This window comes from Pseudomonas sp. 3-2 (genome assembly GCF_019710535.1).
GTDB classification, from domain to species: Bacteria; Pseudomonadota; Gammaproteobacteria; order Pseudomonadales; family Pseudomonadaceae; genus Aquipseudomonas; species Aquipseudomonas pharyngis.
Genome location: NZ_CP081200.1, coordinates 4,910,680 through 4,924,683, shown reverse-complemented (window position 1 = coordinate 4,924,683; position 14,004 = coordinate 4,910,680). Strand labels below are relative to the sequence as shown.

General features: G+C 60.0%; 15 protein-coding genes and 2 pseudogenes. 5 read left to right on the top strand and 12 right to left on the bottom strand.

Features of this window, described 5'->3' with window-relative positions:
• Positions 1–55: 55 nt before the first annotated feature.
• On the bottom strand, positions 56–1,078 hold the full coding sequence (locus K3819_RS22275; protein WP_064598851.1) for a transporter: 1,023 nt from the start codon (positions 1,076–1,078) through the stop codon (positions 56–58).
• A gap of 275 nt (positions 1,079–1,353) precedes the next feature.
• Here K3819_RS22275 and K3819_RS22270 point away from each other — a divergent pair, with 275 nt between their 5' ends.
• A complete protein-coding gene (locus tag K3819_RS22270; RefSeq protein WP_221397960.1) occupies positions 1,354–2,976 on the top strand; it encodes a methyl-accepting chemotaxis protein in 1,623 nt (540 codons plus the stop codon).
• A 112-nt stretch (positions 2,977–3,088) separates the two neighbouring features.
• Positions 3,089–3,532 carry a hypothetical protein gene (locus K3819_RS22265; protein WP_221397959.1) on the top strand — a complete coding sequence of 148 codons (444 nt, stop codon included), beginning with the start codon at positions 3,089–3,091 and terminating at the stop codon, positions 3,530–3,532.
• A gap of 122 nt (positions 3,533–3,654) precedes the next feature.
• Here K3819_RS22265 and K3819_RS22260 read toward each other — a convergent pair whose 3' ends face one another.
• Together K3819_RS22260 and K3819_RS22255 are read right to left on the bottom strand one after the other, a co-directional pair.
• Positions 3,655–3,960: a PepSY domain-containing protein gene (locus tag K3819_RS22260; RefSeq protein WP_007963131.1), complete on the bottom strand. Its 306-nt coding sequence runs from the start codon at positions 3,958–3,960 to the stop codon at positions 3,655–3,657.
• Between the two features lie 138 nt (positions 3,961–4,098).
• Complete coding sequence (locus K3819_RS22255; protein WP_221397958.1) at positions 4,099–5,226, bottom strand: glycerophosphodiester phosphodiesterase; 1,128 nt, start codon at positions 5,224–5,226, stop codon at positions 4,099–4,101.
• Positions 5,227–5,444: 218 nt separating this feature from the next.
• Between K3819_RS22255 and K3819_RS22250 the strand changes: the two genes are divergently transcribed.
• A complete protein-coding gene (locus K3819_RS22250) occupies positions 5,445–5,771 on the top strand; it encodes a DUF2025 family protein (RefSeq protein WP_039773311.1) in 327 nt (108 codons plus the stop codon).
• A gap of 147 nt (positions 5,772–5,918) precedes the next feature.
• On the opposite strand, the gene K3819_RS22245 is transcribed toward K3819_RS22250, so the two are convergent.
• Together K3819_RS22245 and K3819_RS22240 are read right to left on the bottom strand one after the other, a co-directional pair.
• Positions 5,919–6,233: an antibiotic biosynthesis monooxygenase gene (locus K3819_RS22245; protein ID WP_085610752.1), complete on the bottom strand. Its 315-nt coding sequence runs from the start codon at positions 6,231–6,233 to the stop codon at positions 5,919–5,921.
• Positions 6,230–6,937: a CTP synthase gene (locus K3819_RS22240; RefSeq protein ID WP_221397957.1), complete on the bottom strand. Its 708-nt coding sequence runs from the start codon at positions 6,935–6,937 to the stop codon at positions 6,230–6,232. The genes K3819_RS22245 and K3819_RS22240 overlap by 4 nt, the downstream gene beginning before the upstream one ends.
• A gap of 15 nt (positions 6,938–6,952) precedes the next feature.
• Here K3819_RS22240 and K3819_RS22235 point away from each other — a divergent pair, with 15 nt between their 5' ends.
• The gene (locus tag K3819_RS22235; RefSeq protein ID WP_221397956.1) at positions 6,953–7,894 is read left to right on the top strand and encodes a LysR family transcriptional regulator; all 942 of its coding nucleotides are present in this window, start codon (positions 6,953–6,955) and stop codon (positions 7,892–7,894) included.
• Positions 7,895–7,900: 6 nt separating this feature from the next.
• Here K3819_RS22235 and K3819_RS29765 read toward each other — a convergent pair.
• The 4 genes and pseudogenes from K3819_RS29765 to K3819_RS22220 all read right to left on the bottom strand — a co-directional run.
• A pseudogene (locus K3819_RS29765) lies at positions 7,901–8,338 on the bottom strand (methyl-accepting chemotaxis protein); the annotation flags it as partial.
• A 156-nt stretch (positions 8,339–8,494) separates the two neighbouring features.
• Positions 8,495–9,130: pseudogene (locus tag K3819_RS29760) on the bottom strand (PAS domain-containing protein); the annotation flags it as partial.
• Between the two features lie 265 nt (positions 9,131–9,395).
• Positions 9,396–10,448: a diguanylate cyclase gene (locus K3819_RS22225; RefSeq protein ID WP_221399726.1), complete on the bottom strand. Its 1,053-nt coding sequence runs from the start codon at positions 10,446–10,448 to the stop codon at positions 9,396–9,398.
• 146 nt (positions 10,449–10,594) lie between these two features.
• The gene (locus tag K3819_RS22220; protein WP_221397955.1) at positions 10,595–11,203 is read right to left on the bottom strand and encodes a TetR/AcrR family transcriptional regulator; all 609 of its coding nucleotides are present in this window, start codon (positions 11,201–11,203) and stop codon (positions 10,595–10,597) included.
• Positions 11,204–11,418: 215 nt separating this feature from the next.
• Here K3819_RS22220 and K3819_RS22215 point away from each other — a divergent pair, with 215 nt between their 5' ends.
• A complete protein-coding gene (locus K3819_RS22215) occupies positions 11,419–12,471 on the top strand; it encodes an MBL fold metallo-hydrolase (RefSeq protein WP_221397954.1) in 1,053 nt (350 codons plus the stop codon).
• Between the two features lie 43 nt (positions 12,472–12,514).
• Here K3819_RS22215 and K3819_RS22210 read toward each other — a convergent pair whose 3' ends face one another.
• The 3 genes from K3819_RS22210 to K3819_RS22200 all read right to left on the bottom strand — a co-directional run bounded on the left by K3819_RS22210 (position 12,515) and on the right by K3819_RS22200 (position 13,965).
• Positions 12,515–12,775, bottom strand: coding sequence for an XRE family transcriptional regulator (locus K3819_RS22210; protein WP_163976215.1), 261 nt, complete (start codon positions 12,773–12,775; stop codon positions 12,515–12,517).
• Between the two features lie 11 nt (positions 12,776–12,786).
• Entirely contained in the window at positions 12,787–13,104 is a 318-nt protein-coding gene (locus tag K3819_RS22205) for an XRE family transcriptional regulator (protein WP_221397953.1), read from the bottom strand.
• A 93-nt stretch (positions 13,105–13,197) separates the two neighbouring features.
• Complete coding sequence (locus K3819_RS22200; protein WP_221397952.1) at positions 13,198–13,965, bottom strand: helix-turn-helix domain-containing protein; 768 nt, start codon at positions 13,963–13,965, stop codon at positions 13,198–13,200.
• Positions 13,966–14,004: the final 39 nt, after the last annotated feature.

Sequence of the window (14,004 nt, the reverse complement as noted above, 5' to 3'; positions counted from 1 at the left end):
ATTACAGAGAGGCTGCGACAGATCAGTGTTTGGCGGATTAGCCGCGCCGCCGGTCTTAATAATCCCGGCGTTTGCGAAACGCCCAGCGCCCGGCGATCACGGTAAACGTTGCCACCAGCGCCACCAGAATCCAGAACCCCTCCGGGTCGGTGGCCAGTGGCACACCGCCGACGTTCATGCCGAAGAAACCGGCAATGATGTTGATCGGCAGCGCCAGCACCGTGACCACGGTCAGGGTGAACAGCGTGCGGTTGCTCTGTTCGTTGAGGTTGGCGGCGATCTCTTCCTGCAACAGCTTGATCCGCTCGCCCAGAGCCGTGAGGTCGTTGATGATCAGCGCGAACTCCTCGGTGGACTTGCGCAGCTCCTTCACGTCTTCCTTCTGCAGCCACGGCGGCGGCCGATTGAGCAGGCGCAGCAGCGAACCCGGTTCCAGCGCCAGCAGTCGTTGCAGGCGCACCAGCACTCGCCGGTTGGCACCGAGTTCGGCGCGGTTGGTCGACAGCCGCGAGGAGAGCAATTCGTCCTCGACCTGATCGACGCTCATGCTGGTCTTGCGCACGATCTGGGTCAGCACTTCGCCCTGATCGCGCAGCAGGTGCACCAGCAGTTCCAGCGGCGAACGAAAACACTCGCCGGACTTCACCGACGAACGCAGCTTGTCCACTGAGTGCAGCGGTTGCAGACGCGCACTGACGATCAGTTTGCTGCGCACGCAGACCCACAACGTCGAAACGTCTGAAGAAACCATGCTGCTGAGGTTGAACACCACATCGTTGACCACCGCCAGCAACGCCGAATCGACATGCTCGATGCGGGTCGAACGCGAACCTTCGTGCAGCGCTTCGAAAAATTCTTCGGGCAACTGCAGATGGCTTTTCATCCAGCGCTCGCACGCGGCGTGGGCCAGGTTCAGGTGCAGCCAGAGAAACTCATCGCTGTCGCTATCGTCTTGCAGGCAGCGCAGGGCGGTCGCCGAATCCACCTCGCGCCCGCGTTCGCCGGGGCGAAATCGAAAGCCGTAAAGCAGGCCGAACAGGTCAGGATCGCGATGGCTGATATCGAGGCTGTGGTTCATGAAGGCTCGCTGCGAGGAGGCGTCTGTCGCGGGATTTGCAGATTCACCTGAGCCGCATCATCGCAATGTCACATGACGCTTGTGTGACAGCAAAATGACGTCAAATCAACGCGTTACCGGCCGTCGGAAATGACTCAAGAAGGCCTCTGGCACGCCGATCACGCATGAGTTAGGTTGCGCGCCTTCGGCCAAGAGCCAAGGTCCGCCGACACGGATGTCCGGCTAAAAAATCACGTCTTACCGGACGTGCCTCATCCCTGTCCCGAGTACCTGCAATGCTGCAAAAATCCCTGAGAGCGCAAATTCTCGCCCTGCTGAGCGGCAGCCTGCTGGCGATGCTGTTGATCGCGCTGGCCTGCTTTCACTTCCTGTCCAACGGCGTGCAGAGTTACAGCCAGTTGATCGCCGGCCCCTTGCACACTTCGCAACTGATCGACGAAGCCAACCTGCAATTCAAGGTGCAGGTCCAGGAGTGGAAAAACGTCCTGCTGCGCGGCAAGCAACCGGCGGATCTGGCCAAGTACTGGGGCCAGTTCGAAGACCGTCAGCGCGATGTGCAGGGCATCCTCGGTGAGCTGGCCAACCAGAAAGGCCTCGAGCCTGCGCTGAAAACCCGCATCGAACGCCTGCGCGAAGAACATCGTCTGCTCGGCGCTGCGTACCAGAAGGGTCGTGATGCCTACGTCGCCGCCGGTGCCGATCCGACTGCTGGCGATGCCGCCGTCAAAGGCGTTGACCGTGCCGCCAGCGATCAGATGAGCGAACTGGTCGCCGAGTTGCGCAAGCAGGGCACCGAGCAATCGGCGCAGATCAGCGCCAGTGCTGATCGCACTGTGTGGCTGGGGCTGCTGGTGATGCTCGCGTCGGGTTTGCTGATTGGTTTGCTGAGCCTGTGGCTGGTCAACCGCAACCTGGTCGAGCCGATCCGCAAGCTCATCGACTATGTCACCCAATTGAGCAAGGGCCGTCTGGTCGAGCGCGTGGTCAGCGACCGTCAGGACGAACTGGGCAACCTGGCGGCTGCCGCCAACACCCTGCGCGATTTCCTCGCCGAAACCTTCAATCATCTGCAACGCAGCGCCAAGGATCTGGACAGTGCCAGCGGTGAGTTGAACGCCATCGCCACCGTCATGGCCGGCGGCACCAATGAGCAGTTCAGCCGCACCGATCAGGTGGCCACGGCGATGAACGAAATGTCCGCCACTGCCCAGGAAGTCGCCCGTCATGCGGCCGACGCCGCTCGTGCTGCCGACGATGCCGACCAGTCCGCGCAACAGGGCGAGAAGGTCATGCAGAGCACCATCCACAGCATCACCCAGATGCGTGGCGAAATCGCCAACACCGCCACGGTCATCCGTCGTCTGGAAGCCGACAGCGGCCGCATCGGCAAGGTGCTGGAAGTGATTCGCGGGATCGCTGAGCAGACCAACCTGCTGGCGCTCAACGCCGCCATCGAAGCGGCCCGTGCCGGTGAAGCCGGGCGTGGTTTTGCGGTGGTTGCCGATGAGGTGCGCAACCTCGCGCAGCGTACGGCGGAGTCGATCATCGAGATCAACCAGATCATCCACAGCGTGCAGACCGGCGCGGTGGATGCGGCCCACGCCATCGACAGCGGCCAGACCCGCAGCGATGAAAGCGTCGAGCAAGTGACCCAGGCCGGCGCCATGCTCGAGCGCATCACCCACGCGGTGGAAGCAATCCGCGACATGAACCGTCAGATCGCCACGGCAGCCGAAGAGCAGACCTCGGTGGCCGAAGACATCTCGCGCAACCTGACCGAGATCACCTCGATCGCCAGCACCAACCTCGACAACGTGCAGCGCACCGAAAGCGCCAGCCAGAACCTGCATGGCCTGTCCGGCCAACTGAACGACGTCACCGCTCGCCTGAGCGTCTGACCGGCCAGGGACTGTGTACCGGTTCGGATACCGAGTCGGTACACAGTCGATCTCAATTCGTGCAGACCGCCGCCGATGCCCGGTTATCTATCACCGGCATTGGAGATTTCCCATGGTCAGCATCACGTCTGTTTCGATCAATCAGACCGTCACTACGTCTACCAGCAAAACCTCGATTGCCGACACGGGCGACGACACCTCGACCACTGCGGCGGCCAGCACTGGCGTGAAGGCAGACACCAGCAAAGTGGCGGCGGGCGGTGGCGCGGCGCCGGCGGGCGACAGCAGTTCCAGCAGCGATGAATCGGATACGGTGAAGGAACTGCGCAAGCAGATTGCCGAGCTGCAGAAGCAGTTGCAGGAAGAGCAGCAGGCGTTGCAAGCGGCTCAGGCCAAGCAGGAAAGTCAGGACGCCAAGGCTGCGGATGTGGCGGCTGCACAATCGCAGATCGCGACGACGTCGGCTTCGTTGCAGACGGCGACGGCGGCGTTGTTGGCGGCGTTGCAGGATTCGGACAGCGGTACTTCCGGCTCGCTGGTCAGCACCTCAGCTTAAGGTCACCACAAAACAATGTGGGAGCGAGCCTGCTCGCGATGGCGTCCGGTCAGCCGATTCAATATTGACTGATCCAGCGCTATCGCGAGCAGGCTCGCTCCCACGGGGATTGTTGGGGTGAATCAAGTGTCTTGCTTGTTGCTCAACACTTTGCCGGTGGTGGCATCGAAGTCCACATCGAATTCTTTGCCATCGGCAGTTTTGAGTTCAACTTCGTACTCATAACCATTGAAGTGGTTATCCAGGTCGGTGTCGGTAATGGTCGCACCCGGATGCAGTTTCAGCGCTTCTGCGTTCATCGACTCCAGCGATTTGATCTTGCCTTCCTTGACCAGTTGCGGGATCTGGTCAACGCGAACGTCAGCCTGGGCCAGGCCAGCGGTGAGGGTCAGGGCGGCAGCGGTAAACAGGGCAGTCAAAGTTTTCATCGGTTATTCCTTTGGGTGATTCGTTTAAGTGAGTTCAGGTTAATCGCCGCAACTTAATTCACCCTTAAAACGCAGCGAGCAGGCCGGACTCCCCGAGGGAGCGAGCCTGCTCGCGATACTGACGCCCGAATTTGCAGATCAGAAGCCGTTGTTCTTCAACACCTGATCCACACTGGCGGCGGCCGGGCGTTTGTAGAACTTCAGCAGTTCGCTGGCGCGGTTGGTGAAGATGCCGTCGACGCCGGCGGCCATGACTTTCTCGAAGTCCACCGGCTCATCCACGGTGTAGACGTGCACCAGCAGGCCCTGATCGTGGGTGTACTGGTTCATCCAGGGCTGCACCAGATCCGAATAGCTCTGATCGCCGCCGTGGGTCAGCTTCGCCGAAGGACCAGTGCCGATCGCGCCCTGAGCCTTGGCGTAGTCGATCCACTGCTTGAACTCGGCTTCGGATTTCGGCTCCTGCTTACCGTAGAAAGCGTTCTTGTCCTTCTCGCCGGATTCGGCAAAGGTCACTTTGGATTTCGGCTCGATGCTGCCTTCGCCGACCCACAGCAACAGGATTTTCGGCACCTGCGGCATTTCCTTCTGCAGCATTTCCAGGCTGCTCTTCTCGAACGTCTGCAGGATCACCTTGCCTTTGCCCTGACCGACACCGAGAGCGCTTTTCGCCAGTTTCGAACCGGCCGGGCTCAACCAGCCGCGATCCTGGAGTTTTTCCTTCAGGTCATGCTCGATCCCCGGAAACAGCTTCGGCTCCTTGGTTTCAATGTACAGGCCGGGTTTGTGCTTTGGGTTGGCCTGGGCGATGTCGATGATTTCGTCGAGGGTCAGAATCTTCAGACCGACGTAGGACGGGCGGGCGCGATCCGGGTACTTGGCGTTGTACCAGCTGCCGGCGTCGAGGGTTTTCAGTTCGGCCATGGTGAAGGCATTGGCCGGGCTGTCCTTGCGCTCCGGGAACTTGGTGGCGACGTCGGTGGTGCGTTGCAGGTTGTCGTCGTGCAGGGCGAACAGCACGCCGTCCTTGCTGCGTTGCAAATCCATTTCCAGGTAATCGGCGCCCAGGTCGCGGGCCAGTTTGTAGGACGCAGCGGTGGATTCCGGGGCATCGAAGGAGGCGCCACGGTGGGCGATCACCGCCGGGTGCGGAATGCCGTGAGTGGCGGCCAGTGCGACGGGGCTCGACTGGTTGGCGGCGTGGGCCTGACCGAGGCCGAGCATCAGGCTCAGCAGCAGTGCGCTTTTGGTGAAAGTGGCGGGCATTATCGAGTTCCTTTCGCAGGCATTTTCAAAGATGTACCTTTTAGCAACTCAAACGAAAACCTGCTATCGCGAGACCGACATAAACGTACTGAAAGCGAAAATTTGCGCACTTTTGTGCGTTCGTTTGCAGTACGCTTGGCCACGGCAACCGCCCCGGCAGAGGGCGCGCCACCCATTGCCCTGCGTGTAAACCTTCGATCACTTTTGTGAGGTTTACCATGCGCATCACATCGCAACTCATCTGCCAGGCCGCCGACGACCTCAAGGGCTTTGTCGGCCTCAACCGCAAGACCGGCCAGTACATCGTGCGCTTCAGTGAGGATTCGTTCGGCATGGACGTGGCCGATGACGGCATCATTCCGTGCAGCGAATTCGTCTGGGCACCGACCACCGAACAGACCATGACCCTCAAGCGCGAACTGATCCAGTTGCTGCTGGACCAGAATATCGATGACCGGATCAACATTACCGAGCCGTTGCGCGTTTATATGAGTAAACGCGAAGTGCCGGAGATTGAGGCGGTGCGTAGTCTGGTGAAGGGCTGAGATTCTGCTGCGACTGTTCTGGCCCCTTCGCGGGCAAGCCCGCTCCCACAGGTACCGCGTGATCTTGAGAACAACGCAGTACCCTGTGGGAGCGGGCTTGCTCCGGGCGGCGTTCCGACGAAGGGGCCAGTGAGTACACCTTAATAGTCACTGGCCGAACCGATATTCCCGCTCCACCCGACACACCCGCGTCTGATACGCCGAATACCACTCGGCCCGTCCACGCGCCTGAATCATCCGGTGCTCCGGATGCTCGCGCCACGCCAGAATTGCCGCCTCACTCTCCCAGTACGAAACCGTAATCCCCACCCCGTCCGCGCCCCGGATCGAATCGACGCCGAGAAAACCCGGTTGCTCGGCAACCAATTGCATCATGCGCTCGGAGGCCTCGGCATAGCCGTTATCGCCCTCGGTGCGGGTCGAAGTGAAGATCACGGCGAAACACGCAGTGTTCGGATTCATCGACAGTGCTCCGAGCAGGCTTCGACAAACGCTCGCACCAGCGGTGGCAAGTTCCCCTTGAGCGCCGCACGCTCCGGCTGGAACAGTGTGGCGACAAAGAACACATGGTTTTGCAGTTCGATGGCGCGCAGATCGCCTGCCGAATCGTGACCCACGGCGTGTAGTTCATGGGTCAGCAACTCCCTTTCGAACTGCGGATTCACACCGTAGCGGCAGCGATAGCCTTCGCGAATTTCCGACGTTTCGTACGCCCTGGCGATCAACGAACCGGGCACCAGATGAATGCTGTCCACTGCCTCCACCAGCGAGCAGGTCAGCGGTGTGAGCACCGCGCGGCTGGAGTCTGGCGAGGTTTCGCCATGCTCGGCGTCGGCCCAGCCCAGCACGTGGCGGGAAAACTCCAGCGCCGCATGCTGAAAACCGCCGCAGGTGCCGAGGAAAGGGCGCTGCTGCTCGCGGGCAAAGCGGATGGCCCGCAGGGCCCCGTCTTCACTTTTATAGGGGCTGGCCGGCACACACCAGAAGCCGTCGAAATGTTCCAGCGGTGTCTCCGGCAGGATTCGGTCGGTGGCCAACCATTCGAAATCGATCGGACGGCGATGGTGTTCCGCCGCCAGTCCAAGGGCGACCGGGATGGCTTGGTGGGCGGTGACTTGCGGGTCGAAATCACCGATCAGGGCGATGCGCAGGGCTCTGGATTCCATGAGGACTCGCTGTGCTTGTTGAGGGACGAAGCTCACTATAGATTGGCGTTCACGCACTCGAAATTGGCGTTTGCCCAAGTGATCAATGCAGCCACGCAATACCAACTGGATTTCCCGGATCTGGCCCTGATCCTCGCTTTAGTGCGCGGCGGCTCTCTGGCCCGGGCCGCGCAGCTGTTGAGGGTCGATGTGTCGACGGTGTTTCGCGCCGTGCGCCGACTGGAAGCGTCACTCGGCCAGCAACTGTTCGAAAAAAGCCGCGCCGGTTATTTGCCCACCAGCCTCGCGCAGACCTTGGCCGAGCAGGCCGAACGTGCCGAGCAAGCACTGGAAGCGGCGCGTATCGGTGTGGAGCAGGGCGGCGAAGTGGTCAGCGGCACGGTGCGCCTGACCTGTACCGATTCGGTGTTGCAAGGTCTGCTGCTGCCGGCGCTCGCGCAGTTCATGCCGAACTATCCGGCACTGACCATCGAGCTGAGCACCTCCAACGATTTCGCCAACCTCAGCCGCCGCGATGCCGACATCGCCCTGCGTCTGACACGCACACCGCCGGAGCATCTGGTCGGACGGGAGCTGGCGAAGATTTCCTACCGGGTCTGCGCCAGTCAGCGTTATCTACAAAAGGTTGAAGCGGCCGATCTGGCGGCGCTGACCTGGATCGCCCCTGACGACTTTTTGCCTGATCACCCGACCGTCGCCTGGCGCCGTCAGCAGTTGCCCGGTGTGACGCCGAGCTATCGCTGCAATAGCATGCTGTCTGTCACGGAACTGGTCCGCGCCGGACTGGGCGTGGCGGCGTTGCCGGACTTTCTGATCGGTGATGGTCTGCAAGCCCTGAGCGAACCCTTGCACGGTTACGACACCGCGTTGTGGTTGCTCACCCGCCCGGACTGCCGCGCATTGCGCTCGGTGGTCACGCTGTTCGATGAACTGGGGCGGGCGCTGCGGTGGCCGTGATCGCGTTTAACCCGGCGCCCGGTCATTGGCGAACATGCTCACGGCTTCCACCGCTTCGCTGGCGCCGTCACGAATCTGCAAAATCACCGTACCGGCCTGATCCGCCAGTTCGACACCCTGCGCCGCGCGACCACGGGTGCCATCCATGCTTTTGATCGCCTGACGGGTTTCCGTCTGGATCAGGCCGATCATGTTGGAAATCTCCGCCGTAGAACCGCTGGTGCGTGCCGCCAGTTGCCGCACTTCATCGGCTACAACGGCAAAGCCGCGACCCTGCTCGCCGGCACGCGCAGCTTCGATGGCGGCGTTCAGGGCCAAAAGATTGGTCTGATCGGCAATCGCGCGGATGGTGTTGACGATGGCGGTGATCTGCTCGGAGCGCTCGCCGAGTTGTGCGATCAGGGTTGAGGATTCGGCGATGTCGTCGGCAATTTCGCGCATTTCACTGGCCGCTTGCTGAATCACTTGCGTACCTTGCTCAGCGACTTTTCGGGTGGCCACCGAGATGTGATAGGCGGCGCTGGCACTGCGCGCATCCTGCTCGTGCTGCTCGACCCGGGCGGTCACGTCCGACGCGAACTTCACCACTTTGCACAAGCGGCCGGCGGCGTCGTAGACCGGGTTGTAATTGGCTTCAAGCCACACGGTCTGCCCGCGTTTGTCGACGCGTTCGAACTGGCCCTGAAACAGTTCGCCCTGATTCAGTCGGCGCCAGAAATCCTGGTAGGCGCTGCTGTTGACCAGTTGCGCGGGGCAGAACAAACGGTGATGTTTGCCTTTCAGTTCGGCGAGGGTGTAGCCCATGCGCGTCAGAAAATTCTGATTGGCGGTGAGGATATTGCCGTCGAGATCGAATTCGATCACCGCCATGGCGCGGTCGATCGCCTGCAATTTCGCATTGGCTTCGCTTTCCTGCTGCACTTTGGCGGTGACATCCATGGCGTACTTGACCACTTTCACCACGCGACCCGAGTCATCCTTGATCGGGTTATAGCTGGCTTCGAGCCAGATCGGACGGCCCTGGCTGTCGATGCGTTCAAAGGTGCCAGATTGGAATTGGCCGCTTTTCAATCGCGACCACAACTCGGTGTACTGATTGCCACGGGCAAACTCGGGAGAACAGAAATGGCGATGGGGCTGCCCGATCACCTGTTCGCGGGTGTAACCCATGGTTTTCAGGAAGTTGTCGTTGGCGCGCAGAACCACACCGTCGACATCGAATTCGATCACTGCCATGGAGCGGTTGATCGCCTCCAGCAGGCCGGCTTGTTGGTTGATGGTGTTTTGGAGATCGACGAGGGCAGTCTTGTGGCGGTTGAAAATCATGTTCATGGCACTCTGGAAATAGGACTGAAGGTGGGGTCCCTGTTTCCGCGTCAGCCAGCCAGATATCTCGATGGCTGGAAGCAGTGTGCCAGCATCCCGGCTGGCGGATTAACTTATACAAAACTTTATAAACTTGTACAAGAAATCGATTTTTCTCAATTTTGTACAAGTTTTTTCAGGCGGGCGATCGGCTCAACGCTACGCTGATTGTGTTACGTCCCGTGTGCTTGGCCGTGTACAGCGCCTTGTCGGAATCTTCGAACCACTCAAGGGCATCGGCGTAAGAGGTTTGATAGCGAGCAAGCCCGATACTCAGGCTGACTCGCAGCTCGGGGACGTCGGGATGGCGGTATCGATCCATTCCCTGACGCAATTGCTTCATCAGCGCTTCGGCCTTGCTCAGGGGCAGGTTGGGCAGGATCACGCAGAATTCGTCGCCGCCGTATCGTCCGGCCAGCTCGCTTCCGTCGAGCACGAACTTCAGCTCGTGACTCAATTGCCGCAGCACCGCATCGCCGACGATGTGTCCGTAACTGTCGTTGATCGACTTGAAATGATCGATGTCGATCAGCGCCAGAATCGCTTGGGAATTGTGCTGCCGGCACTGCTGGAACTTGAGATGTAGCAGGTCTTTCCAGGCGCCGTGGTTGAGCAGGCCGGTCAGGCTGTCGGTGCGGCTCAGGGCGCTTAGAGTGCGTTTGTGTTCGGCGAGTTTGATCGCCAACCGGTAGCAAACCATTCCCAAAGCCAGCGGATAAAGCGTCAGCATCGGCAGGCAGGCCCAGACTTGAGTCTGCGTGGCCGTCAGAGTGAACTTGACCCCGAACATTGACCAGCCCAGCAGCACGCCGATCACCTGGGCGAGCGCGCCGAGCCAGAACAGGCGCACGCCACCGGCGGCCACGTTGTTCATGGTCATCATCGACAGAATGGTCACGGTGGTCAGTGGGTTGAACTGGAAACACGCGGTCCAGAAACCGCCGAACACTGAGTCATAGAGCAGGTTGCGGCGTTCGGCGCGATAGGGAAAGGCCGAGCGGGTCGACCATTGATAGGCCACATGCGGCCAGAGAAAGCCGTTAAACAGCAACAAGGTCCATAGCCAGGACGGCATGTTCAACGGATACACCGCGGCGCCCACGCTGAAGAAGCCGATGCCAAGCCCGATGGCTCGCGGCAGGTAAATGCGTCTGGCGAATGACAAGCCTTTGCCGCGTTGGTTTTCCATGGTGTTCTGCGCCAGATTCATTCTGAAACACTTTGCAGTGTAATTCTTCAGCGTGACCGTTCATCGGCCAATGGCAGGCATTGTCATTTATTCCAGCGGGAAAATTCAGTGTCCTTGTGAGCCATTTACCGTGGCGCAGGCCTGATCTAGAGCTGGTAGCAGGCCAGGAACATGTCGATTGCAGAATCGACCACGGCATTTTGCATCGTGCTCTCGAGCGAGGGCTGGCCCAGGGAGATCTGCGGCCAGAAGGCAAAGGTTTTCAGCAGCCCCTGCACTTGATGGGCGGCGAACTCTGGATCGACCGGTTTCAATCGACCATCCGCCTGTGCGGCACGAATCCACACGGTCACGCTTTCCTCACGTTCGCCCATGCGCGCCACCATGTTCTGCGCGCGTTCCGGCGAGTGGATCGCAGCCGCGATGGCGACACGGGCCAGATTCATGAAGTTGTCGTCCGCCATCATTTGCAACTTGGCCAACAGCATCGTTCGCAACTGATCCCGCAAGGGCTGATCGGGCTGATACGCCACGGCCTGCTCAGTGCTGATCCGTGCCCACAACTGATTGAGAATTTCGGCGAAAAGCTCTTCCTTGCTGGGGAAATGGTTGTACACCGTGCGCTTCGAAACCCCGGCCGTGGCCGCGATCTTGTCCATGCTGGTGACCTCGAAACCGTTGGCCCGGAACTCGGCAATGGCCGCGAGGATGATGGCTTCGCGTTTGCGGTCGGTGAGGCGCGTTGGAGCTGTCATAAATTGGATTCGGCAGGAAAAAGGAGAGAATTACACTCGGCAGTTTACTTGGCATCCGGTTTGATGCAACCTAGAAACTACACCGATCAGTGTAATGTTGCCTTAATCGGTGCACCCTAAAACCAGATGTCCGGCTGATGCGTGCGTGCCTTGGCCATTTATCGTCCCACCGTGGAAAGCCGTGAATTGCGCGGTTTACCTGGAGTCTTTCAGTCATGGCCAAATCAATTTCTTCCGCGGTTAGTCCAGCACCTGAAGCTTCGCGCCAGGCCGAGGGGACTTTCCGTAACCACGCGCCGGTGCAGCGCGAAGGTTTGCGCAAGATGCTGCGCATCATGTGGAACATGATCTTCCACAAACCACGTAACACTCGGCCGGCGGCAGCTATCCCGGTGCAGCCACTGACCCGCGCCGACCTGATCGCCGCTCCCAACCAGAGTGTCTACCGCCTCGGCCACTCGACCTTGCTGTTGAAACTGCAAGACAAGTTCTGGATCACCGACCCGGTGTTTGCCGAGCGCGCCTCGCCTGTGCAATGGGCCGGGCCGAAACGTTTTCACCAGCCGCCGATCAGCATTGACGAGTTGCCGCCGATCGAAGCTGTGATCCTGTCGCACAACCATTACGACCACCTCGACTACGAGGCCGTATTGAAACTGGCGGACAAGGTCAACGTGTTCCTGACCCCGCTGGGCGTCGGTGACACCCTGATCAAATGGGGCATCGATGCCGGCAAGGTTCGCCAGTTCGACTGGTGGCAAGGCACCGAAGTCGCCGGCATCCGCTTCATCGCCACTCCGTCGCAGCACTTCTCCGGCCGTGGTTTGTTCGATGGCAATCAGACGCTGTGGGCTTCGTGGGTCATCATCGACGGAGACACTCGCATCTTCTTCAGCGGCGACAGCGGCTACTTCGACGGTTTCAAACGCATCGGCGAACAATACGGCCCGTTCGACCTGACCCTGATGGAAACCGGCGCCTACAACGTCGAATGGCCCCACGTGCACATGCAGCCGGAAGAGACCCTGCAAGCCCACATCGATCTCAAGGGCCGCTGGCTGTTCCCGATCCACAACGGCACGTTCGACCTGGCGATGCATGCCTGGCATGAGCCGTTTGACCGCATTCTGGCGCTGGCCTGGGAACGCAGCGTGTCGATTACCACGCCGAAAATGGGCGAGGCATTCAACCTGGCACAACCGCAACGGGGGAATGCATGGTGGTTGGCGGTTGAAGGGGAGAGTGAAGCGGTGGTGCAAGGGGCCTGACGAGTTTCTCAGGTTCGCTCCCCCACGGGAGCGAACCGCTCTTTCAGGCTTCGTTTACCGATATCTGATTCAGGTATTTTGAAATTGCGGCGGATGGAACGTCGCGGAACCGCCCACGGAGAATTTCCTCTAGTTTCTCCAGCGATATCTCAAGTTTGTCCGCCGCTTCACTTCCGCTCAACTGCGCAGTTTCCATCAGTGCAGCCAACTTCATCACCGCTTCAGATTTGGTCTGCATCTCGCATGCATCACCAACCCCTAGGTCTTGATAAACGTTACCTGTGCTTTCCTCAATTTCGATCAAGTCCTGAGTCCTCAGTCTGCCATTGCATAATTCCCACGTTCCACCGACTCGGCCGTGGTTCCTTTGATGCTTGTGGAGCGCCCCGGCGCAAACCCCGGAAAGAACACCAACCCCTGCGCTTCAAACCGATAGGTCAACGCCAGCCGCACCTCATCCGCCACGTCCAGCTGCGCTTCGAACCGCTGAATGTCGTCTACTGAAACCTTGGCCTCCCGCGACAACTGTTCAATGCTCCAGCCCAACATCCCTCGGGCCTGGGCGCAATGGGTCGGGGTGAACTGGAAAAGGGCGATACGTTCGAGGATGAGGTTCATCGCTGAAGAGGCCATGGTGTGCTCCGGGCTCGAGAGTGCTGATGGAAAATGTACTGTGTTTTTGTACAGTTGTTTTCGACCGGGATCAAACGCATTTTTTGATTTGCCCTAGTTCGCCGCCTCCAACCAGACGGACGGTGCCTGACCGAGGGTCCGACGGAACATCGTCGAGAACGCCGCCGGGCTGTCATAGCCGAAATCCAGGGCAATCCGCGTCACTGCTTCACCCGCCGCCAGCCGTGCCAGTGCCAATACCACGCAGGCGCGCTGGCGCCATTGACTGAAACTCAAGCCGGTCTGCTGACGAAACAACCTGTTGAAGGTACGTAAGCTTACGTGCAGCTGATCGGCCCATTGCTGGGGTGATTGGTGGGCATTCGGCTGATGCAGAAAGGTCTGACACAGCTCGAGCAGTCGTCCGTCAGACGGCAGCGGGATATGCAACGGTAACGGTGCACTGCGCACCAATTCATGCAGCAACAGATCGATCAGCACGCCGTCGCGCCCGGTCAGGTCATAGGTCAGCGGCAACTCCACGGCTTCCATCAGCAAATGCCGCATCAACGGCGACACACTGACCACCTGACAACGCTCACCCAGATCCACCGCCCCCGGCTCGATATACAAACTGCGCGTGCTGACCCCCAGCATCAACACCTCATGCGCCACCCCCGGCGGAATCCACACCGCCCGCTGCGGCGGCACCACCCAGTTGCCATCATGCGTGCTGACCTGCATCACCCCGGTCGCGCCGTACAACAATTGCGCCCGTCGATGCGTATGACGTGGCAACAGATAGCCGTGGGAATAATCCGTACCGATCGCCACCACCGGGCGCGGCGTGTCATCCAGCAGATTAATCGAAACATTGCGCATCGAGCGGCATCCAGCAGTTGGCGTAAACGCAAACATTAT